We start from the raw sequence: 17,723 nt of genomic DNA on the forward strand, positions 1-17,723 counted from the left end.
TGGTTGAGCCGCAAATTCTCAATTCAACTGTACATCATTCGGGCGTTTTCTCAATTCAAATGTATACGCGTAAATCAGCAGCGTTTCGTAACGCATTGAAATTCAACAGGCCGATTTCTCAATTTCTGATGTGTCCTGACACGCAGTGGGCGAAGGTCGGCGGCGTTCAACACGACGCGGCCAGCGCGCACTTCTTCGCCGCCGGCGCCAGTCTTGCCCGCCTCGACCAGCTTTTGCGTTGCCCCGGAGGCGATATTTCGCGCGCCGGAATCGGCTCCGCCGATGTTTCGCGCGCCGACGGAAGAGCCGCCGATGCTTCGAGCCCCGGCAAAAACTTCGGGGAAGGAGGCCTCGAACCCGTTTTTGCCGGCGCCCTGCGGCAGCGCCTCGCCTTGCGCGCCGCAACCGCCTGCGCCGCGATAGCGCGTCTGCGCGAAGACGAAGGCGCCCTGCGCGACGCCGAACATCTCGCCGGCTTCGACGCGGCGCCGACGCCCGGCGGCCGCCTGCATCGGCTGTGGCGCCTGTTCACAACGCCTTCTGTGCGGCTCGATGCGCGCGTCGTGAGAGTCGCGGCCGATTGTCTCGATTTACCGCCGGCCATCGATTGCGAAGCGCTCGCCGCCCTTGTGGATGAGCGGTCGACAGCTGAGAATCCGCTCAATGCTGCGGCCCGCGTGAGCGCGCTAGCGCTGGGCGTCATCGGTGACGCGGCGCAATTCGACGCCGAAATTTTTGCGCTGTGGTTCGCCGATCTTGTGTTGGCGCGGCGCCTCGCGTGGCAGGCGCCGCTGCCGCTGTTGGCGACGACGATCACGCATCCATCGATGCGCACGGCGACCGGACGCCGACCACGGCCGAGCGATGCCGATTGGGATTTGAGCGCCGCGCGCGCCATGGCGCGCGCGGCGCAAGAGTCTTACGCGCTGGCGACAGAACTGTCGCGGCGTTCCAATATACTGTTGAGCGTTGCGCCAAAATTGCGCGCCAAAAAGGCGGCGCGCGTCGTCGATTTGTTGCTCGCCGACGATTGCGTTTCGCCGACGCGGGCGGCGACGTCGGCCGGCCTTTCCGATCGCGCCACGCGGCGTTTGTTCGATCGGTTGATGGCGCTTGGCGCCGTGCGCGAACTCTCCGGTCGCGCCAATTTTCGACTTTACGGACTGTGACATGAAAAGGATGCCGACATGCCGTCGATGAAGGCGCATCGACAGGACAGTGCGCCGCCGCCAAACCGTCGTGTGCCGCGGCGCGATGGGGATTTGCTGTTCGACGCCGATCTTTCCGATCTGCCACAGGCGATGCGCTGGCGCGAATGGATGGGGCGCGTCGAAGCGGCGATCTTCGCCGCGCCGTCGCCGGTCACGCGCGACGCGCTCACCAAACTGGTCGGGCGCGATTGCAATTTTGATGATTTGATTTGCGACATTCGCGAAGATTTGCGGGCAAGGCCCTATGACCTCGTTCTCGTCGCCGGCGGCTATCAACTGCGCACCAAACCGCGCTACGCCGACGCCATTCGCGTCCTGAACAACGGCGCCCACGCCGCCGGACCGCCAGCGCTGACGCCGACCGAACTCCTCACCGTGACGGCGATCGCCTATCTGCAGCCAGCGACGCGCGCGGAGCTGTCGCAGTTTGCAGGGCGAGAAATCAGCCGCGACGTCATTGGAGCGCTCAAGCGCCATCGGCTGATCGACGCCGCATTGCGCGCGCCGGAGCCCGGCGCGCCGTTCGCCTACGTGACGACGAGGAAGTTCCTAGAGGTCTTCGGACTCGCGTCGCTGCGCGATCTCCCCGACATCGAACGGCTCGAAGACGAGGGACTTTTGGAGAGGCCGCAGCCGGAGGCCGATCTTGACGCCCTTCTTTTCGCGGAAGAGGAGGATCTCGAAGAGCATTGGGAATGACCGGTGATAGGGTTCGCAACTCCCTGCCTGCTCGTCGTCCTTTCACGGCGAAAACAGGGGTTCGAATCCCCTTTGGCGCGCCAAGAAAATCAATTGTCCGGACTGAAGACATAGGTAACAGTCTGTTCCTAAGACATGGGTGACAACCTCGGGCCGAAGGGGTTGTCGAGGGGTTGCAAGGTTTTCTGCTCCAGATCGATGAAGCCGAGATCGTAGCTCATGAAGCTGACGAGCCAAATGCCGTCGTCGATTTCCTTGATTCCGAGGCGCTGACCGGCGAGCACGGACGAGATGTTGACGCGCTTTCGATACATGCAGATGCGCCCGCATGAGGTGACCATCACGTCGCGATCGTGCAGCGGATAGTCGATTTCCGGTAATTTCCCGTCATAGGGCTTGGCGGACGGGCGATAGACATCGGCCGGGCGCTTCATGTCGAGCGCTTCGTGCGGCCTTTCGTCGTTGAACTCCTTGATGAACGCGTCGAAGCGGGCCTGTTGCTGCAAGCTGTTCATGCCGGGCGGACGGGTCGCCTCCTTCTTCAAGGTCAGGTGCATGCGCTCGTGGCGGCCGTTCTGCTGAGGATGGCCGGGCTTGATGCGCTCGATCTCGACGCCCAGGCGCAGCCACCAGACGGAGAGCTTGGAGAGGCCGAAGAGGCCGTTGGGGCTGGCGAAGGGAACGCCATTGTCGGAGCGGATGGCGCCGGGGAGGCCGCGCTCACGAAACAGCCGGCCGAAGGCGGTGATCGCCGGGTCCTCTCTGGTCGATTCCAGCGCCTCGCAGAGCAGCAGGAAGCGCGAGGCGTGATCGGTGACGGTGAGCGGATAGCAGTAGCGTCCGGAGCCGAGCTTGAACTCGCCCTTGAAGTCCACACACCAGAGATCATTGGGAGCAAGGCCGGGCGAAAGCTCCGTGCCCTGCGCCCGCGGGCGGCGGCGTCCGAGCGCCTTGACGAGGCCGTGCCGGCACAAGACCGCATGGATCGTGCTGTTGGCGGGGACGCGGAAATCGCCGTCGAGCTTGCGCAGCAGCAGCTCGCGATTCTTGCGCGCGCCCCAATGGGGCTTTTCACGCTTGCAGCGCAGGATGAGGCTTTCAATCTGCTCGGGCAGCTGGTTGGCGTAGCGCACCGGCCGCCGCGAGCGGTCGGTGAGCGCCTCGAGGCCGTGCTCCTTGTAACGATCGAAGATTTTGTATCCCGTCTTGCGCGAGATGCCGAACTCCCGGCACACATCGCTCATCGCCTCGCCGTCGAGCAGACGCGCGACGAACCGAAGACGCTCTTCCATAACCGAACACCCCTTCCAGGGCATTCGACACCTCCCGCCTAGACTGGCGGGAGGTGTCACCCATGTGTCCGGAACAAACTGTCACCCATCTCTCAGGTCGCTCACAATAAGTTGTGATAATAGACTGCGTCGAGCGCCGCTTCGTGCCAACATTTGCCGGATAAGCGTCGGCGAACGTCAGCGGATTCCGTCCCTCCGCCCACGAAAAAGCCCGGTCGTCGCCGGCCGGCTGGAGGTGCGGTGGGAAGGCCAGTCGCCGAGCACTTTTGGCTCGGCGCGGGCCGGTTCGTACGCGCGGAGCGATGCAGGCAACCGCGACCAGCCGCCATAGTTAATGCTATGCTGCCGCCATCTGCGGACGCTTGGTGCAAACTGACGGCCTGAAACCGTCGGTCTTGAGGAGGTCGCAATGGTGAAATTTGGCATCTTGGCGACGCTGGAGGCGAAGATCGGCAAGGAGCACGAGGTTGCAGCGTTCTTGAAATCGGCGCTGCCGCTCGTGGAAGCAGAGCCCGGCACAGTGTCGTGGTTCGCGATCCGAGTGTCACCCACCACTTTCGCCATTTTCGACGTTTTCAATGACGAAGCCGGCAGAGACGCTCATCTTGCTGGGGAAGTCGCGAAAGCGCTCATGGCGAAAGCGCCGGAGCTTTTCTCGCAGCCACCCAAAATCGGGAAGGTTGACGTGCTGGCGGCAAAGCTGGGCTGACAACACAAAAACGCACCGATCGCGTCGACGACTTTTTGCATGCCCGCCTCGGCTTCATCCGCGCGGCCTGTCGATGTGGCCAATTCCGCTTCCCGCACGGCAAGTGCTGGAGCGCATGGGCCGATTTGCTCTTCGGACTGCCTAATGGCAGCGGCGGTTTCCGATACAAGGTTTAGCGCGACGGTGACGGGGTCCGACAGCGGGTCCCTGTGCAGGCGCGCCCATCACGGCAAGGTCGCCTTCGATGCCATGCGGACGGCGCCGGGAACGCCGTTCGTTGCCCTGGCGAGGTGCGCCGCTTTGTCTGCTCCGTCTGCGGCTCCCGGACGTTCATCTGATGCCAGATTGGCCGCCATATCGGGCGCGGGGGTGACACACCCTAGCGGTCTACTCTCTCCTGGGAAGAGTTCCAGCGCATCGCCGACCTAATCGGCCAGCCGCGCTACAACATCGCCCTACGACGCAGATTGAAGTCATCCGGCCAGCGGCTGGCGGCAATGAGCTTGTCCCGATGCGCTGGGGCCTTGTTGCCTCTTTAGTGGAAGAGTCCGCTCAACGAGCTGCCGGCGACATTAAAACGCCCGCGCCAAGACGGTTGGGGCGAAGACGCTACTGCCGCACGACGAGCACTGAGCACTTTGCGTGGTGTACGATGGCGCCGGCGTTGGAGCCAATGAGAAACCGATCCATTCCTGGCCGGTGGGAGCCTACGACGATGACTTCGGCGCCCCACTCCTCGGCCTCCGCCAGAACCTTTTGATAGACGGGACCGAACAGCACAACGGTCGAGATTCGGCCGGTCGGATGATCGATGCTAGCCGCTAGGGCCGCGATCTCCTTCTCAAGGCCTTGCCGAATATCCTTGTCGAAATTTCCCTTGACGTAGTCGAGGAAGGCAATGGGAATAAGCGTCTGCACATTGACCAGCCTGAGTTCGCTATTGAAAGCCCTGGCGAGCGCTGCCGCTTTGTCGATCGCCTGCTTGGTCATCTCAGATTCGGTGAGATCGATCGCGACAAGAATATTTTTGAACATCATCGCCTCCCTGGCTGACCCTTTAAGGCAGCTAGATGCCGAACTCTAATACTCCTTCGCGTATCTTGCCGCCGCGTCAATCGCCACAATCGACTCCCGCAAATTGTGGATTATGATCCTGCCGGCATTCCCTTCCGAGGAATGGCTAGTGGGAGGATATTTCAATGAACCGCAGAATTTTTGTACTCGCGCTGGGTCTTGGAGTCGCGGCCTTCGTAGCGCCCCGCGTCGCGCTCGCCGAGGATCATTTGGCCGAGGCGATTAGCCACACCAAGGAAGCGATCGACCACGGCAAACAAGGTCATGCGGATGTGTTGGTGACGCACGCCGAAGCCGCGCTTAAACACGCTGAAGCGGCGGAAAAAGCGAAGAAGAATGAGCACACCAAGGAAGGAATTACCCATCTGAAGGCGTCAATTACGGAAGGCAATAAAAAGGACGCCAAAGCTGCGACCGGACACGCCGAAGAGGCGTTGACGCATCTGGAAGCGGCGCAGAAATAACCCAAACAGCAAAACCCGCCGTTTCATCCACGGCGGGGCGTTCTGTTGCGCCGACGACGAATTTCGGCGCTCGGGATGATGTAGGGCTCGAAGCCTACGCCGCAAATCCCCGGGCATGAGCCTTGCGCCGATCTTTCGAAGCCGCCCATGCCGTGGCCAAGCATTGCCCCGAACGTCCAGCCGAGCCCGAGGCGCTTGCCGTCTCGGAATCGCTTGTGGGCGTCCCGCATGATCGCGGTGCGGTCGTAAGTCACGGCCTCAGCCTTCTCCGCAAATCGTCCGCCTTGATGGCGCAGCGCTCGGCGCTCTCGACGATGCGCCGAGACGTTCGCATGGCCGCGCCTTGACGTTGCTCAGGTCAGTCATCGGCATGGTCTCCGCACCGTGCCATTGCCGCCTGGCAGGTGCGGCGAATTGAACCAAGAGTCCATATAGTCGCCGTCCAGCTCTCCTTTGTCGCTGTCGTCCTCTTCTTCGTCGCGCGGCCCTGTAGTCCTCTCCCGATCGTCGTCATAGCCGCGCAGCGCCATCTCGGGATGGCCGCTCCCATGGCCCGTCCAGCCGAGCGACGGCTCGGCTTCGTCGACCGCATCGGCCACGCGAGACGCGGCCCAAGCATGTTGCTGATTGACGGCGGTCGTCGCGCCGAGCGTTGGCTCCTCATCGCCGGTCGGCTCAAGCAGCTCGCTTTCGTCCTCGCGGTCGTCGCTAGCTCCTTCGGCCCAGTGCGCCTGGTCCGGACGGCGTCGATCTGGTCCAACAGGTTCAAGAACGCGTCCACGGCGTCGGCGAGCGCCTTGCGCATGCCGGGGCGCAATTCGATAAAGAGCGGCGCCGCGGAGGCGTTGTCGTTGTCGAAGCTCATGACTGCGCTTCCCGCTCTAACACCGCGACGGCGTTGCGGACGGAGTCGCCGATCATGTCGCCGACAAGCATGTCATTGACCACGTCGTCTTCGTCGAGAAAGTCAGCGAGGCGACGGAGCAGCCGTAAGGCGCCCGCGAGCGTCGTCGGTGTGGATTCGAAGACCGCCCGCTGCGCTTCAGTTCGCATTATCTTGCGCCTTCTGCGCGGCCGACTCCGCATCTAATACCTCGCTCGTCTCGGCATTCTGCGCATATGCGTTGTGGGCTTCTAGAACGGCGCGCGCGTTCTGGTATTCTGGCTCAAGGCCGGCGGCTTCAGCACGCATTGTGGCGTTGCCTTTGCGGAGGCGCGCAATCGTGTCGTCTATTTCTTCGTCTGTCATTCCCATGCTGCTTTCGCGCATGGTTTCGAGATGGAGAATGCTGAAGACGCGATTGCCATTAAAGACAACTTCCGGGAGCCTATTGCTCGTGGGCGCGGCGTCCGCCACGGCTTCCCAAGCAGTCCGTTCGATCGCGTGCAGGCGCTCGTATTCTGCGAGAGCCTCAAGCAGCGGATCATCGTCCGCGACGACGCCAGCAATGGCAGGAAGCCCTGCGACGGGCGCAGCGGCGAGGCCGGCGAGCATGGCCCGCCGCGATGGTGTATGAGACAGTTTAGCCATGATGTGAAGCTCCGTTTGCGTTGTGGTCAGGCCGGGAGTGGGGTTCGCGAGATCTCTTCCCGGCCGCTTATCATGCGGTCCCTCTTGAAGTTCAGGCCGCGAATGATCCGGCGAGGCGGCCGGAATGCGTGGTGTAGAGGCGGCATAGGGGCATGCGCGGCGCAGGCCGGTCGGCAACGCAGGAACGGACCGGAAGGCCGACGTTGCTTTCCTCGCGCAGGCGAGACGCCTTGGCCTTCTTCCATTCGGAGGACAGCGCCTTGGCGAACCATTCCCGACAGGAGCCGCCGACGCTCTGGCCAACTCCTCTTCCACCTCGTCAGCCGGCTCTATGAGCGCACCTCAGTGATCGTCACAACCAATCTCGCCTTCGGCGAATGGCCCAGCGTCTTCGGCGACGCCAAGATGACGACCGCTCTCCTCGACCGCCTCACCCATCACTGCGACATCGTCGAAACCGGCAACGAAAGCTGGCGCTTCGAAAACCGCGCCTGAGGCCGACGCGCCGCCCAGGCCGCTGCCGTAGTCGGCGTAACTCCGGTCGGGCTACGCCCTCCCTCCGTCACGCCGACTACGGCACAAAACGCACGCCTGAAAAGGGGTCCCTTTTCGGCGCCGATCTGGGGTCCCGGTTCAATGCTGATTGACAGCTTGGGAGCGGGCATTGGCGTTCGCATATCCTAGGAGAGCACAATGAGATTGCCGAGCCTGTGGTCCCGTCAGGACATAGACCCCTTTCGTTCGCTCCGACGCGAGATGGAAGATGCGTTTCGTATCTTCGATACCGGTCTTCCGACCCTGAGTGTCGGAGCGAAAGCGCCTGCGATTAACGTCGCCGAAACGGTTAACGCCATCGAGGTGACGGCCGAACTTCCCGGCGTCGAAGAAAAAGACATTAAAGTAGGCTTAGAAGGCAACCGGCTCACCATCGCCGGCGAGAAAAAAGAAGAAAGCCAAAGGGACGAGAAGGAGTGGCACGTCGAGGAGCGCAGCTACGGCTCGTTCTATCGCTCAATGTCCTTGCCATTCACTCCCGCTGACGGAGCCGTGGAGGCGCATTTAGACAAGGGCGTTCTCCACGTCACCGTCAAGAAACCTGCCGAAGCCGCTAGCGCCGCCAAGACAATCGAAATCCAGGCCGGCCAGCCTCCGAAGCAATCCTGATTGGAGGGCGCAAGACAAATACTCGCACGCGAGTAAATCTCGCGTGCGCTCAGGCAACTGCGTCGTGATTCCTTCTTGCGACAAGCAGGATTGCGCCACCCGCACAGTTTGCAACTCCTCTGAGGTCCCCGCGAGTAGCAGGCGCTGGATTGACGCCGCCGCGGTAAGCGACACTCGGCGGACACATGAATTTCGGCGGCGTCGATTCTGCTGGCGATTTTTCGCCTAAAGGGCCTATGCCTGAAGCGCTTTCATGATTTTCCGCTTAGCCCGCCCTCAGCTGTTGACGGACGAATCGGCTGAATAAACCCCGCTCCTTTGGACTATTTATTGAGGCGTCGCGCTTTTTTTGGCGGTCCGGGACGCCGAAAACCAAGACCCTGTCCGTTTCTAGCCTCTCCAGGAGATCAAGAAACCGATCTGGAAGCGGCTCACCAAGGATGTCACCGTACATGGCGCGGAGCTGTTCGCCGATTAGGTCTTCGACCTTTTGGGGGAGCAAGCGAGGTTGACCCATCTGACACCTTTAGGCGACATAAATGACAGACTCAGGGTCAGCTCGGGTTGCGGCCACAATATGAAGAAGTGACAGTGGCGTGTAAGTGAGCGCCGATTTTTAAAATTTATGACAAATTGGCTGCGGGTATGGGCATCTAGACTAGCAAAGCACGGCGTTGTGGGTGATTGCTGCGAAGGCGGAGCTCAAGCTGAAGTGTTGAAAACGAAGACTCCACAATTATGATGCGGCGCTGCCCGCCAGTCGCTGTTTCAAGCCACGCGCCCGCCGCGGACTTAGCGACGACCAACGTTAAGCTGCCGAAGACTGAAACCGAGGAGAGCTTTGCGCGACGATTGTGGCGCGCGCATTTGGAGGCGTCTATGTTGAACTTCGTCGTCGCTTTCGCCATCTTGTTCCTTGCCGCCTCGGCCAGCGCCAAGGCGGACGAAGTAGAGATCAAAGGCTTTCACCAGAAAATCAAAGCTGAACTCTCGGACCTTGGCCAACTCGCCGAGCTCAACGGCAAGTACCGTATCCGCGTGACGCAGACGACCATCGACCCAGGGGGCTACATGCATGCGCATCTTCACCTCGGGCCGGGGCTGCGCTGCGTCCTTTCCGGGGAGATGACCTATACGCTCGGCGGAACGCCGACCATTTACAGGGCGGGCGATTGTTTCGCAGAGACCGGCTCGGTCGCCCATGAATCGAGCAACACTGGCGCAGCTCCGGTCGAACTTCTGACCTTCGAACTGCTGCCCGCCAGCGCGCCGGAAGGCAAAGGTTCGGCGATCCCGGTTCCGGCGAAATAAACCAGAACCCCGGGATGGTTCAGATGCAAAGGGCAAGTCTCGTTGTCGCAGCTGCGTGCACCGTGCGAAATGATAGACCTTTGAGATGAGCGGGAAGTTCAATAAATGAACCATAAGCATCGGACAATTCTGCACGCCTTGTTCGCGCATCCAATGAGTAGCAACATCGATCCAAAGATCGTCAAGTCAATGTTGGAAGAGCTGGGAGCTGAAATAACTCGTACTCGGCACAACCATTTATTGGTGACGCTGAGCGGCTTTTCCCATGGATTCCACGACGTCCATCATAGCCTTCCAAAAGACGAAATTGCCGCCCTGCGCAAATTCCTGACGGACGCCGGGATCGATCCTGCGCGCGACTATCCTCTTTAAACCAGCGGTGAGCGACAGGTCACGACATGTGATGGCTCGTCGGGGCCTGTCGCGCCTCGTCGAGGATCGTCGCGATCAGACGCGGTGCGTTCTATTATGGTTTACGACGGAGAAGCTTTGCCAGGTCGTGCGCGGCGGCGAGCAAGTCGTGAGATAGACGCCACCACAAAAGCCGGAATGGCGCATGTGCATGCGTTCGCCGAAAATATTCCTCTCGCTCCTGGGAGGAGCGCTCCCAGTGCCGATACGTGCGCGCCATGAACTCGTCAAAGGATTCCTGCCGTGGCGGTGGGGAAGTGCTCGCGGAAGAGCCCGCCGGCCGTCCGCATCGGGCGAGCGCGTACTCATAGGCTGCGGTCAGTTGGACGAATGCTTCGTGCGATCCGCTCTTCTTGTCGGGGTGTCGCTCGTGCGCGAGCAGCCGATACGCCGCCTTGATCTCCACGGCCGTCGCAGATCGCGCGACGCCGAGGATACTGTATGGATCGGTGCTCGTCATGCTACCGACGGTGGGAAACGTTTCTAATTGCCGCGCACGGTTAGGCGCGCATCCGTCTGCAATGGGACCGCGAGAAAATTGTTTTCGTTCGCGACCATGACGGTGATCGTAACGGGCACGGTCGTCATGCCCGAAACGTCACTCGGCTTGCAGCTCGTGTTTTCCATCACGATCGTTCCTGACACGCGCGCCTTGTCGGGAACGAAGCGCATGACACGATCGCGATACGATTTGTTGCGCTGCAACTGGATCGCCAGTGCGTCATCGAATAGTTCGAGCCCCGAGCCGCTTTCGACCTCTGAGCAAGGACCAGCTGAGATGCCCCTGCGCTTAACGGCCAAGCTCAGAGGCATGCCTGAATTATTTTCAATAGTGTATGCAATGCGAGCGGCAATAGGAATTGGATCGCCTGTGGGCGTCCCTTGAATGTAGAGCGTATTGCTTTGCGCCAGCATGCTGTTGACGGTGAGCTTCAGCGCGTCGGCCTTGAGCCGGTTAGCGAAGCTGTCCGGCGTGATGTCATCGGCAAAAGCTAGCGACGGAAGAAGCGCAAATAAAACGGCGATGATCCGCGTGTGATCCCCCTCAAATATCGGGGAAGGGAAGCGCGGCTTTGCTAACGAGTCAAGGCGTCAGAAGCCGCGCGCACAGCAGACAAAAAAGGAGCGCCCGAAGGCGCTCAGTAAAGATCGATCGAAGGCACGTCCTTCTCGTCCATTAAGAGGCGAGCACGTTCACGCCGTTAATGGTGATATCGGCGAGGAAGGCGACGACATTAGCGACGCCATGCGCGGAAGCCTGCAACACCTGCAACGGGTCCCGCGCGACATAGGCCATCGCCCCGTTCCGGCATGGGCTCGACACGCGCAGCCTCAATTGTGCCGTCGGCGTTCCAAAACATCAGAAGGTCTGTCCACAGAGCATCAAGCTGATCTTCCCAACGGGAAAGAACCCTTTTTTAAAAGGCTTGCGGGGGAGCGATGCGCCTTCAGATGCGTCGAGTCGATCATGATGCGCTTGGACTTGGGGCGTTCGCCGACGACCGCCGCGAAGATGCGGTCGAAGACCCCGAGCCGCTAGCGGATGAACCGGTTGAAGAGAGTCTTGTGCGGCCCACAGTCTTTGGGCGCATCCATCCGTTGCAGACCATGCTTGATCACATAGACGATTCAGCTGACTACCCGACGATCGTCAACCCGCCGCACTCCGTGCGCCAACGGAAAATACGGCGATATCCGTGCCATCTGGCGCGCGCTGAGCAAAAAACAAATCATTCATCAAAGCCTCCATCTCGGAGACTTTGAATCGCGCCTCAATCAAAATTGATAGGTCCTGAGCCTAGCTGTCGGTCTGTTTGACCTTTGAAAAGTCAGCCCACCTGAACCGCACACCGACGCTCGCCGCATCTTCTCGCTCGACGAGCCCGAAGGCTCGGACAAGTATTCATGGGCCTGGCGCTTAAAGGCGCTCATACCCTCGATTGTTATGGATGACGAGGCAGAAGAGGGCGGCTCAACACAAGCATGGGCGCATGGCACACTTGAAGCCAATTTTGGCAAACTTGGCCCCCTGTGGGTGATCAAGCCTTCGTTAAATCTGTGCAACATAGCTCATCACGAGCGAGAGCGGGTGAGAGTATTACTATGCAAACAGGCGCTAAGAGCCAGCGGCTCAATGGAAATGTCCTATACGCGATAGCTGTTGCAATCTGGATCGTGGCGATATGGGTCACCGCATTTTACGTTGCAAGTGCAGCTATAGCAGATGAAAGCGCCGGTGTCGGAGGCAATAGCTTTCTACTTGGCTCTACCATGGCGACAGCCGGGGTCCTCACTTTCTTTTCGATTCGGGAGTTTCTTGGGGCGTACAGGCAATGTCACGTGACGGAGGCTTCACGTCCTGTCGGCGCTGACCGCTGTAATCCAGATCAAGCTAAGGAGAAAGTCCAATGACTAAGCCAGGATTGTTTGTTGCTCTTGAAGCCAAGGTGGGAAAAGAGAAGCAATTAGCTACCTTCTTGAGAGACGCGCTGCCACTCGTCGAGGCAGAACCAAATACCGCCAGCTGGTTTGCAATCCAGATGAGCCTGTCAAGGTTTGGTATTTTCGATACCTTTCCGGACGAGAAGGGGCGCGAGGCCCATCTCTCTGGAGGAGTAGCCAAAGCACTAATGGCGAACGCTCCGGATCTCCTGGAGAAGCCTCCATCAATAGAAAAAATTGAGATCTTGGTTGAAAAACTCCCCAACCGATGACCAAATGAACGAGCGTCAACGCCGGACCAGTAAACCGGAGGCGGAATTGGTGTCGGGGGCGGCGCTGTGCTGACCCCAAGCAGGCTGGCTATGGAAATTGTCGTGCTCGGCTTCAACGGCTGCCTAGGAGCCGGATTCGTTGGCTCAGTCGATATGCTGAAGCTCAGCTCGCTAATGATCAGCAAAGAGGACAACCGTCAGCCTTTCAAGACTTTGACGGCGAGTTTTAATGGCAAGCCATTTGAAGATAGTAGCGGGCGCGCTCTAAGTGTAGAAAAGAGCGTCACTGCGATCAAGGCGTCAAGCGCGATAGTGGTACCTGGCTATCTATGCGACGACAATGCTGACTTCCTGTCAACGCCGCAGATTGGTACATTGGCCGCGTGGCTTCGCCGTCAACATGCACTTGGTGCTTTGGTATGCGCTTCGTGTAGCGGCGTGTTTATTCTTGGCGAAGCTGGGTTACTTGATGGTCGCCGTTGCACAACCACGTGGTGGCGTCACGATGAATTGAAAAGCCGCTATCCGCGAGCCGACGCTATATGGGGCGCTCCGCTCATCGAGGACGAGAGGATAGTAACGTCGGGCGGGCCTTTATCGTGGGTTGACTTGTGTTTGCATGTCATTCGTTCGCTGTGTGGTGGAGATGCTGCAAAGATAGCTGCTGATTTCGCGGTCGTCGACACGGCCCCCTCGACGCGCTCGGTATATGCTCCACTTAGTCATTTTGCTGCGGCGAACGCCTTCTTGCTTGAAGCGGAGCACGTCGTCCGGCTAGCTGGAGAGGACCCTATGACAGCGCAAGACCTCGCACGCGCACTTGGCATGTCGAGTCGGACTTTGAATCGGCGGCTAAAAGAGGCGACCAGCGAGACGCCAAAGCAATTTATTGATCGCGTGCGCTTCGAAACCGCTCGAATGCTACTTGAGACGACAAAATGCTCGCTGAAGCAACTGGCTGCAAGCTCTGGGTATTCGGATGCAGCGAGCTTTCGACGAGCATTTTATCGATACTCCGGCATGACGCCTGGGGCTTACCGTACCCAGAGTCGCAATCGACAAACTTAGGCTCCGGACCCATAAAGAGTCCCATCGGTTCGAATTTCTGACTCGGGGCTTCGGAGAGGGAGGCAGCTAATGATTCGCAATTTTTTCTGGCTTGACTGTCACGGAACGCACGTCAAAGACAGTTCCGTAAGCGTCGAATGCGTGTGCTGCCACAGTCACCCTCCAGCATGAGCCACGCCTATGTTCGAACTTCTTCCGCTCGAGCACAATGTGCCCGCTGAGAGGGGCTCGTTTAGCGACGTGGGCGCTCCGGTCTGCTTTGTTCGCGTGCAAATAAGGTCATATCTCTCGGCGGGAGGCGAGAGGGGCCTGTCATCATCACTACAAACCTCACCGAATGAATCACGAGTACACGTTTCACGCAGTCCCTCGGCGCGCTTTTATCCATGCCCTATAGGCACCTGGGGTCATTCCAGAATACCGCTGAAATGCGCGGCGAAAGCTAGTTTGATCTGAGTATCCTGAGGTCTGCGACAACTCTTTAACGGAATGTGCAGTCGTCTCGAGCAGCGTTCGAGTGATTTCAAAACGTACTCGATCGATGAAGCCTTTCGGAGTTTCTCCTGAGGTTTCTTTAAGGCGTCTGTGGAGCGTCCTCTCTGAGGAATTGAGCGCAACTGCGAGTTGCCGGGCTGTTAGCGGTGCATCACCGGCCTGGCGAACCACCCTCTCAGCTTCAAGCAAGAACCGGTTGGACGCTGCCAAATGTCCGGGAGGGACATAAATGGTTTGAGTTGATGGCGTCGTGTCAACAACCGTGAAATCTGCAGCCTCTTTCGCGGCGTCACCACCGCAAAGAGAGCGAATGACGTGGAGCGAAAGGTCGATCCATGAAAGCGGCCCGCCCGCAGTTACAACACGATTTTCTTCAATAAGAGACGCACCCCACGCGACCTGTGCGCGTGGATAATTGGCCTTCAAATCATCGTGCCGCCACCACGTTGTTGTGCAACGGCGACCATCAAGTAGCCCAGCCTCGCCAAGAATGAAGACCCCGTTGCAGGAGGCGCACACAATTGCGCCAAGCGCATGTTGATGCCTCAACCAGGCCGCGATTGCACCAATTTCGATAGAGAGTGACAGACGATTATTACCATCACATATGTAAGCTGGGACGATGACAGCGCTGCAAGACTTGATCGAATCAAGGCCCTTATCTACCTCCTGCCGCCTACGGTTTCCGTCATCAAAAGGCGCGCCATTAAAGCTCGCGGTAACGACTTCAAACGGCAGCGGTCTACCTGGCTTCGTGAGCATCCGAAGACTCATCGTAAGCATGTCATAGGGACCCAGAAACGCAGACCCGATGCAATCGCGATAGCCAAGGACAACAACATCCATTGCGACGCCCTGACGTTTGGCAGACTTTGTCTCGAGTTTGGCAAACTCGATGGCAAGCCCGGTATTCTTATTGTCAAACGAGACTAGCTGTAATCGATCTCAAGGTCGAGCACATTTCCCTCACGGGAGGAACCAAGACCGCCCGGATCAATCGGAGGATGAAAAATGAGTGTGACAACAGAAGTTGCGGGCCGGTCCCGTGCAGAAGTGGAAAAAGTTGTCGACCTAAGGGGAATGTGGATCGGGCTCGCCGTTCTGAACGGGTTCTATCTGATCGTGCGCATATACGAGCAGATTTACGGCTGGCGGGCTGGCCTCGATTCATTCGCGCCGGAGTTCCAGACCTATTGGATGAGCATTCTGTGGACGGAAATTCCGCTGGAGCTCATCTCAGGCATCGGCCTCGCCGGCTGGCTCTGGAAGACGCGCGTGCGTGACATGTCGACCGTGACGCCGCGTCAGGAGATGAAGGCCATCGCCGACAATGCAGCCTGGCTCGTCGTCTATGCGGCGGCGATCTATTGGGGCGCGTCTTTCTTCACCGAGCAGGACGGCACGTGGCACATGACGGTGATTCGCGACACGGACTTCACCCCGTCGCACATCATCGAGTTCTACATGAGCTATCCGATCTACTCGATCATGGCGATCGGCTGCTTCTTCCATGCGAAGACGCGAATCCCCTACTTCTCGAAGGGCTATTCGATTGCCTATCTGATCGTCTCGATCGGACCCTTCATGATCATTCCGAACGTTGGCCTGAATGAGTGGGGCCACACGTTCTGGTTTATGGAAGAGCTGTTCGTTGCGCCGCTGCATTGGGGCTTCGTGTTCTTCGGCTGGATGGCGCTCGGCGTGTTCGGGGTCGTGATCCAACTCCTGCTGAACATCCATCGTGTCATCGGCAAGGAAGGCGTCGAACTGCTGACCGGCGCGTAAGGCTCAAGATTCTCGCGCCGCGGCCGCGTTTGGACCTCCTGACGAACGACGGCGCGGCGCGGGAGGGAATGCGAAAAACTCCCAGAATCGAGCTCATTTCGTCGCCTCTCGCCGCCTTCTGCGGCGGGAGGCGATGGACGTCAGACCAAAAATTGCGGCATTCTCGAATCTAGAGACGCGGTGCCGGAAGACGAGTGGAGGCATGCTCATGATGAGGCTCCTATTGATTCTCCTCGCGGCGATCGGCTTGATCGCCCGCGCGGACGCACAGGCGGTGCGCAGGGATTCCGCCAAGGCTTTCCAGAAAGTTCGCGAATGCGCGACCCAGATGGGGCCTAACATCATAACCTTCAGCTTCTATCAGCCGACGCAATCGCGAAGCCAGTTCTGCGAGGACATTCCTGAGACAGGACCGACGACCATCGTGGTCGACACGATGCAGGACGAATTGCGGGACATGATGGTGGAGATCCGCATCGTTGAGGCGGACCCGAAGGGGGACGACGAGGCTGCGCCGAACGAAGCCTACCTGCCGCCCGCGCAGTTCCAGACCGGCGTTATCCAGCTCGAACACGACTTCAGGAAGCAAGGCGACTATGTGGCGCTCGTGCGGGCGCGCAGCGAAGATGGGCGCAAGGAATACAACGCCCGTTTCCCCTTCTCGGTCGGGGAAGCGTTTCTACGCGATTGGACTGCGGTCGCCGTCGCTACCGTCGTAGCGCTCGCTCTGGGCGCGGGCTGGTACGCGCATGTCTTCGGCAAGCGATCGTCGAAAAAGACCAAGCTCCGCCACGCGTGATGGCGACCGTTTGCTCCCTTGGAGCGAACGGTCTTCGCGCTGGATCGTATCGCGAGCGCAACGAAGCAATCCACTTTTTAGTGCGACTCCTGGATTGCTTCGTCGCTTACGCTCCTCGCAATGACGGTCTTTGCATTCCAAAAACGGCGTGCATCTATGTCGACGCTGTGCCCGGCTCCTCGAAGGCCAAAGCCGCTCCCTGCCGCATGGGCGTCGCGCCGGCCGCCAGCACGTAGCCGAGGCGGTCGAGGCTGGCATGCCCTTCTTCTCGATCTCGGGCTCCGACCTCGTCGAAATGTTCGTCGGCGTCGGCGCGTCGTGTGTGCGCGTCATTGCCGCCGCCAAGGCCGGCGGACAAACTCGGCACGGTCGCCTATGCCGATACGCACCAGGAACATTTCCTCGGCTATTCGATCCGGCACCAGACGATCTCCAAAGCGACGTAGCAGACGATCGACGCCGAAGTGCGGCGGCTGGTGCAGGAAGCCTATGATGAGGCCAAGCGCATCTTGACCGAAAAACACAGGCAACTCGATACGCTCGCGAATGGGGTGCTCGAGTTCGAGATGCTGACGGGCGAGGAGATGAAGGTTCTACCCAAGGGCAGGCTACCGCTGCGGGAGTCCATGGAAGTCAGGTCACCAGATGATAGGCGGCCAATAGTCGATCCATCCGGTTATGACTCGAAACTGCTTCATTATTGCTCATATCGTAACTGCATTTTTCCCGAATCTCATCCTAGCAGGCTTAATGGCGTGGGATGTGCTACCGGCCGTTCATCAGTGAATCCGTGCCGGACATCCCAACGCCGGCCGGCGTCGTCGCCAAGACGGAAACGCCGCGCCGCGTCCTTTTCGGTAAGCCTCCGCCGAGGGCCGTCTGGCGATTGGGGCTGACGGCGGCGATAGTCGTGCGCGTGGCGCGGGGATCGTGTCCACTATCGATGATGGACACTATCTCCGATGACCGAGGCGGAAAAAGACGAGGCTGCGGGTT

The 17,723-nt window shown here is 59.4% G+C and carries 23 protein-coding genes and 2 pseudogenes; 13 read left to right on the forward strand and 12 right to left on the reverse strand.

The features are described from left to right. A partial coding sequence (locus ACR65W_RS00995) for a DUF1403 family protein (protein WP_434500245.1) occupies positions 1-1,169 on the forward strand: 1,169 nt, incomplete at its 5' end. Between the two features lie 18 nt (positions 1,170-1,187). Then, positions 1,188-1,910 carry an SMC-Scp complex subunit ScpB gene (gene scpB, locus ACR65W_RS01000; RefSeq protein ID WP_109026966.1) on the forward strand — a complete coding sequence of 241 codons (723 nt, stop codon included), beginning with the start codon at positions 1,188-1,190 and terminating at the stop codon, positions 1,908-1,910. Positions 1,911-2,038: 128 nt separating this feature from the next. On the opposite strand, the gene ACR65W_RS01005 is transcribed toward scpB, so the two are convergent. After that, positions 2,039-3,226, reverse strand: coding sequence for an integrase core domain-containing protein (locus tag ACR65W_RS01005; RefSeq protein ID WP_109026963.1), 1,188 nt, complete (start codon positions 3,224-3,226; stop codon positions 2,039-2,041). 385 nt (positions 3,227-3,611) lie between these two features. On the opposite strand from ACR65W_RS01005, the gene ACR65W_RS01010 reads away from it, so the two are divergent. After that, positions 3,612-3,911 carry a putative quinol monooxygenase gene (locus tag ACR65W_RS01010; RefSeq protein ID WP_109026961.1) on the forward strand — a complete coding sequence of 100 codons (300 nt, stop codon included), beginning with the start codon at positions 3,612-3,614 and terminating at the stop codon, positions 3,909-3,911. 609 nt (positions 3,912-4,520) lie between these two features. On the opposite strand, the gene ACR65W_RS01015 is transcribed toward ACR65W_RS01010, so the two are convergent. Further along, positions 4,521-4,946, reverse strand: coding sequence for a universal stress protein (locus ACR65W_RS01015; RefSeq protein WP_109026984.1), 426 nt, complete (start codon positions 4,944-4,946; stop codon positions 4,521-4,523). A gap of 164 nt (positions 4,947-5,110) precedes the next feature. Between ACR65W_RS01015 and smbP the strand changes: the two genes are divergently transcribed. Further along, the gene (smbP, locus tag ACR65W_RS01020; protein WP_109026958.1) at positions 5,111-5,449 is read left to right on the forward strand and encodes a small metal-binding protein SmbP; all 339 of its coding nucleotides are present in this window, start codon (positions 5,111-5,113) and stop codon (positions 5,447-5,449) included. Positions 5,450-5,472: 23 nt separating this feature from the next. Here smbP and ACR65W_RS01025 read toward each other — a convergent pair whose 3' ends face one another. The 4 genes from ACR65W_RS01025 to ACR65W_RS01040 all read right to left on the reverse strand — a co-directional run bounded on the left by ACR65W_RS01025 (position 5,473) and on the right by ACR65W_RS01040 (position 6,944). After that, the gene (locus ACR65W_RS01025; protein ID WP_124740581.1) at positions 5,473-5,703 is read right to left on the reverse strand and encodes a hypothetical protein; all 231 of its coding nucleotides are present in this window, start codon (positions 5,701-5,703) and stop codon (positions 5,473-5,475) included. Between the two features lie 108 nt (positions 5,704-5,811). After that, a complete protein-coding gene (locus tag ACR65W_RS01030; RefSeq protein WP_124740580.1) occupies positions 5,812-6,048 on the reverse strand; it encodes a hypothetical protein in 237 nt (78 codons plus the stop codon). Between the two features lie 262 nt (positions 6,049-6,310). Then, entirely contained in the window at positions 6,311-6,502 is a 192-nt protein-coding gene (locus ACR65W_RS01035; protein WP_109026945.1) for a hypothetical protein, read from the reverse strand. Beyond that, the gene (locus ACR65W_RS01040; RefSeq protein ID WP_109026941.1) at positions 6,492-6,944 is read right to left on the reverse strand and encodes a hypothetical protein; all 453 of its coding nucleotides are present in this window, start codon (positions 6,942-6,944) and stop codon (positions 6,492-6,494) included. Before ACR65W_RS01040 ends, ACR65W_RS01035 begins: the two co-directional genes overlap by 11 nt. A gap of 333 nt (positions 6,945-7,277) precedes the next feature. Between ACR65W_RS01040 and ACR65W_RS01045 the strand changes: the two are divergent. Beyond that, a pseudogene (locus tag ACR65W_RS01045) lies at positions 7,278-7,475 on the forward strand (ATP-binding protein); the annotation flags it as partial. A gap of 198 nt (positions 7,476-7,673) precedes the next feature. Continuing rightward, positions 7,674-8,144: an Hsp20/alpha crystallin family protein gene (locus ACR65W_RS01050; RefSeq protein ID WP_109026938.1), complete on the forward strand. Its 471-nt coding sequence runs from the start codon at positions 7,674-7,676 to the stop codon at positions 8,142-8,144. A 265-nt stretch (positions 8,145-8,409) separates the two neighbouring features. Here the strand turns inward: ACR65W_RS01050 and ACR65W_RS01055 are convergent, their stop codons facing one another. Next, positions 8,410-8,661: a NepR family anti-sigma factor gene (locus ACR65W_RS01055; RefSeq protein WP_109026933.1), complete on the reverse strand. Its 252-nt coding sequence runs from the start codon at positions 8,659-8,661 to the stop codon at positions 8,410-8,412. A 362-nt stretch (positions 8,662-9,023) separates the two neighbouring features. Between ACR65W_RS01055 and ACR65W_RS01060 the strand changes: the two genes are divergently transcribed. Both ACR65W_RS01060 and ACR65W_RS01065 read left to right on the forward strand, forming a co-directional pair. Then, complete coding sequence (locus ACR65W_RS01060; protein WP_158273655.1) at positions 9,024-9,455, forward strand: cupin domain-containing protein; 432 nt, start codon at positions 9,024-9,026, stop codon at positions 9,453-9,455. Positions 9,456-9,560: 105 nt separating this feature from the next. After that, positions 9,561-9,827, forward strand: a complete 267-nt coding sequence (locus ACR65W_RS01065; protein WP_109026924.1) for a hypothetical protein — start codon at positions 9,561-9,563, stop codon at positions 9,825-9,827. Positions 9,828-9,921: 94 nt separating this feature from the next. Here the strand turns inward: ACR65W_RS01065 and ACR65W_RS01070 are convergent, their stop codons facing one another. Continuing rightward, positions 9,922-10,326, reverse strand: a complete 405-nt coding sequence (locus ACR65W_RS01070) for a J domain-containing protein (protein WP_434500247.1) — start codon at positions 10,324-10,326, stop codon at positions 9,922-9,924. Between the two features lie 23 nt (positions 10,327-10,349). Continuing rightward, positions 10,350-10,781 (reverse strand): hypothetical protein, encoded by a 432-nt coding sequence (locus tag ACR65W_RS01075; RefSeq protein WP_109026923.1) that lies wholly within the window; start codon positions 10,779-10,781, stop codon positions 10,350-10,352. Between the two features lie 1,493 nt (positions 10,782-12,274). Between ACR65W_RS01075 and ACR65W_RS01080 the strand changes: the two genes are divergently transcribed. Together ACR65W_RS01080 and ACR65W_RS01085 are read left to right on the forward strand one after the other, a co-directional pair. Beyond that, positions 12,275-12,580, forward strand: coding sequence for a putative quinol monooxygenase (locus ACR65W_RS01080; RefSeq protein WP_109026922.1), 306 nt, complete (start codon positions 12,275-12,277; stop codon positions 12,578-12,580). Positions 12,581-12,670: 90 nt separating this feature from the next. Next, on the forward strand, positions 12,671-13,648 hold the full coding sequence (locus ACR65W_RS01085) for a GlxA family transcriptional regulator (RefSeq protein WP_109026921.1): 978 nt from the start codon (positions 12,671-12,673) through the stop codon (positions 13,646-13,648). A gap of 357 nt (positions 13,649-14,005) precedes the next feature. Here ACR65W_RS01085 and ACR65W_RS01090 read toward each other — a convergent pair whose 3' ends face one another. Beyond that, the gene (locus ACR65W_RS01090; RefSeq protein ID WP_109026920.1) at positions 14,006-14,989 is read right to left on the reverse strand and encodes a GlxA family transcriptional regulator; all 984 of its coding nucleotides are present in this window, start codon (positions 14,987-14,989) and stop codon (positions 14,006-14,008) included. Between the two features lie 165 nt (positions 14,990-15,154). Here ACR65W_RS01090 and amoC point away from each other — a divergent pair, with 165 nt between their 5' ends. Next, positions 15,155-15,928 (forward strand): bacterial ammonia monooxygenase, subunit AmoC, encoded by a 774-nt coding sequence (gene amoC, locus ACR65W_RS01095; protein WP_109026919.1) that lies wholly within the window; start codon positions 15,155-15,157, stop codon positions 15,926-15,928. A 208-nt stretch (positions 15,929-16,136) separates the two neighbouring features. Beyond that, a complete protein-coding gene (locus ACR65W_RS01100; RefSeq protein WP_245435102.1) occupies positions 16,137-16,727 on the forward strand; it encodes a hypothetical protein in 591 nt (196 codons plus the stop codon). 154 nt (positions 16,728-16,881) lie between these two features. On the opposite strand, the gene ACR65W_RS01105 is transcribed toward ACR65W_RS01100, so the two are convergent. Then, on the reverse strand, positions 16,882-17,094 hold the full coding sequence (locus ACR65W_RS01105; RefSeq protein ID WP_245435149.1) for a hypothetical protein: 213 nt from the start codon (positions 17,092-17,094) through the stop codon (positions 16,882-16,884). Between the two features lie 109 nt (positions 17,095-17,203). Between ACR65W_RS01105 and ACR65W_RS01110 the strand changes: the two are divergent. Beyond that, a pseudogene (locus ACR65W_RS01110) lies at positions 17,204-17,257 on the forward strand (hypothetical protein); the annotation flags it as partial. 235 nt (positions 17,258-17,492) lie between these two features. Here the strand turns inward: ACR65W_RS01110 and ACR65W_RS01115 are convergent. After that, the coding region (locus tag ACR65W_RS01115; RefSeq protein WP_434500248.1) for a hypothetical protein at positions 17,493-17,723 on the reverse strand (231 nt) is incomplete at its 5' end.

Origin of the sequence: Methylocystis sp. (assembly GCF_051062815.1) — a bacterium.
GTDB lineage: Bacteria > Pseudomonadota > Alphaproteobacteria > Rhizobiales > Beijerinckiaceae > Methylocystis.

What these genes read in the sequence shown, in the direction of transcription:
- scpB (WP_109026966.1), top strand. Translation starts at nt 1,188, where the DNA reads ATGCCGTCGATGAAGGCGCATCGACAGGACAGTGCGCCGCCGCCAAAC.
- ACR65W_RS01005 (WP_109026963.1), bottom strand. Translation starts at nt 3,226, where the DNA reads ATGCCCTGGAAGGGGTGTTCGGTTATGGAAGAGCGTCTTCGGTTCGTC.
- ACR65W_RS01010 (WP_109026961.1), top strand. Translation starts at nt 3,612, where the DNA reads ATGGTGAAATTTGGCATCTTGGCGACGCTGGAGGCGAAGATCGGCAAG.
- ACR65W_RS01015 (WP_109026984.1), bottom strand. Translation starts at nt 4,946, where the DNA reads ATGTTCAAAAATATTCTTGTCGCGATCGATCTCACCGAATCTGAGATG.
- smbP (WP_109026958.1), top strand. Translation starts at nt 5,111, where the DNA reads ATGAACCGCAGAATTTTTGTACTCGCGCTGGGTCTTGGAGTCGCGGCC.
- ACR65W_RS01035 (WP_109026945.1), bottom strand. Translation starts at nt 6,502, where the DNA reads ATGCGAACTGAAGCGCAGCGGGCGGTCTTCGAATCCACACCGACGACG.
- ACR65W_RS01040 (WP_109026941.1), bottom strand. Translation starts at nt 6,944, where the DNA reads ATGCTCGCCGGCCTCGCCGCTGCGCCCGTCGCAGGGCTTCCTGCCATT.
- ACR65W_RS01050 (WP_109026938.1), top strand. Translation starts at nt 7,674, where the DNA reads ATGAGATTGCCGAGCCTGTGGTCCCGTCAGGACATAGACCCCTTTCGT.
- ACR65W_RS01055 (WP_109026933.1), bottom strand. Translation starts at nt 8,661, where the DNA reads ATGGGTCAACCTCGCTTGCTCCCCCAAAAGGTCGAAGACCTAATCGGC.
- ACR65W_RS01060 (WP_158273655.1), top strand. Translation starts at nt 9,024, where the DNA reads ATGTTGAACTTCGTCGTCGCTTTCGCCATCTTGTTCCTTGCCGCCTCG.
- ACR65W_RS01065 (WP_109026924.1), top strand. Translation starts at nt 9,561, where the DNA reads ATGAACCATAAGCATCGGACAATTCTGCACGCCTTGTTCGCGCATCCA.
- ACR65W_RS01070 (WP_434500247.1), bottom strand. Translation starts at nt 10,326, where the DNA reads ATGACGAGCACCGATCCATACAGTATCCTCGGCGTCGCGCGATCTGCG.
- ACR65W_RS01075 (WP_109026923.1), bottom strand. Translation starts at nt 10,781, where the DNA reads ATGCTGGCGCAAAGCAATACGCTCTACATTCAAGGGACGCCCACAGGC.
- ACR65W_RS01080 (WP_109026922.1), top strand. Translation starts at nt 12,275, where the DNA reads ATGACTAAGCCAGGATTGTTTGTTGCTCTTGAAGCCAAGGTGGGAAAA.
- ACR65W_RS01085 (WP_109026921.1), top strand. Translation starts at nt 12,671, where the DNA reads ATGGAAATTGTCGTGCTCGGCTTCAACGGCTGCCTAGGAGCCGGATTC.
- ACR65W_RS01090 (WP_109026920.1), bottom strand. Translation starts at nt 14,989, where the DNA reads ATGGATGTTGTTGTCCTTGGCTATCGCGATTGCATCGGGTCTGCGTTT.
- amoC (WP_109026919.1), top strand. Translation starts at nt 15,155, where the DNA reads ATGAGTGTGACAACAGAAGTTGCGGGCCGGTCCCGTGCAGAAGTGGAA.
- ACR65W_RS01100 (WP_245435102.1), top strand. Translation starts at nt 16,137, where the DNA reads ATGATGAGGCTCCTATTGATTCTCCTCGCGGCGATCGGCTTGATCGCC.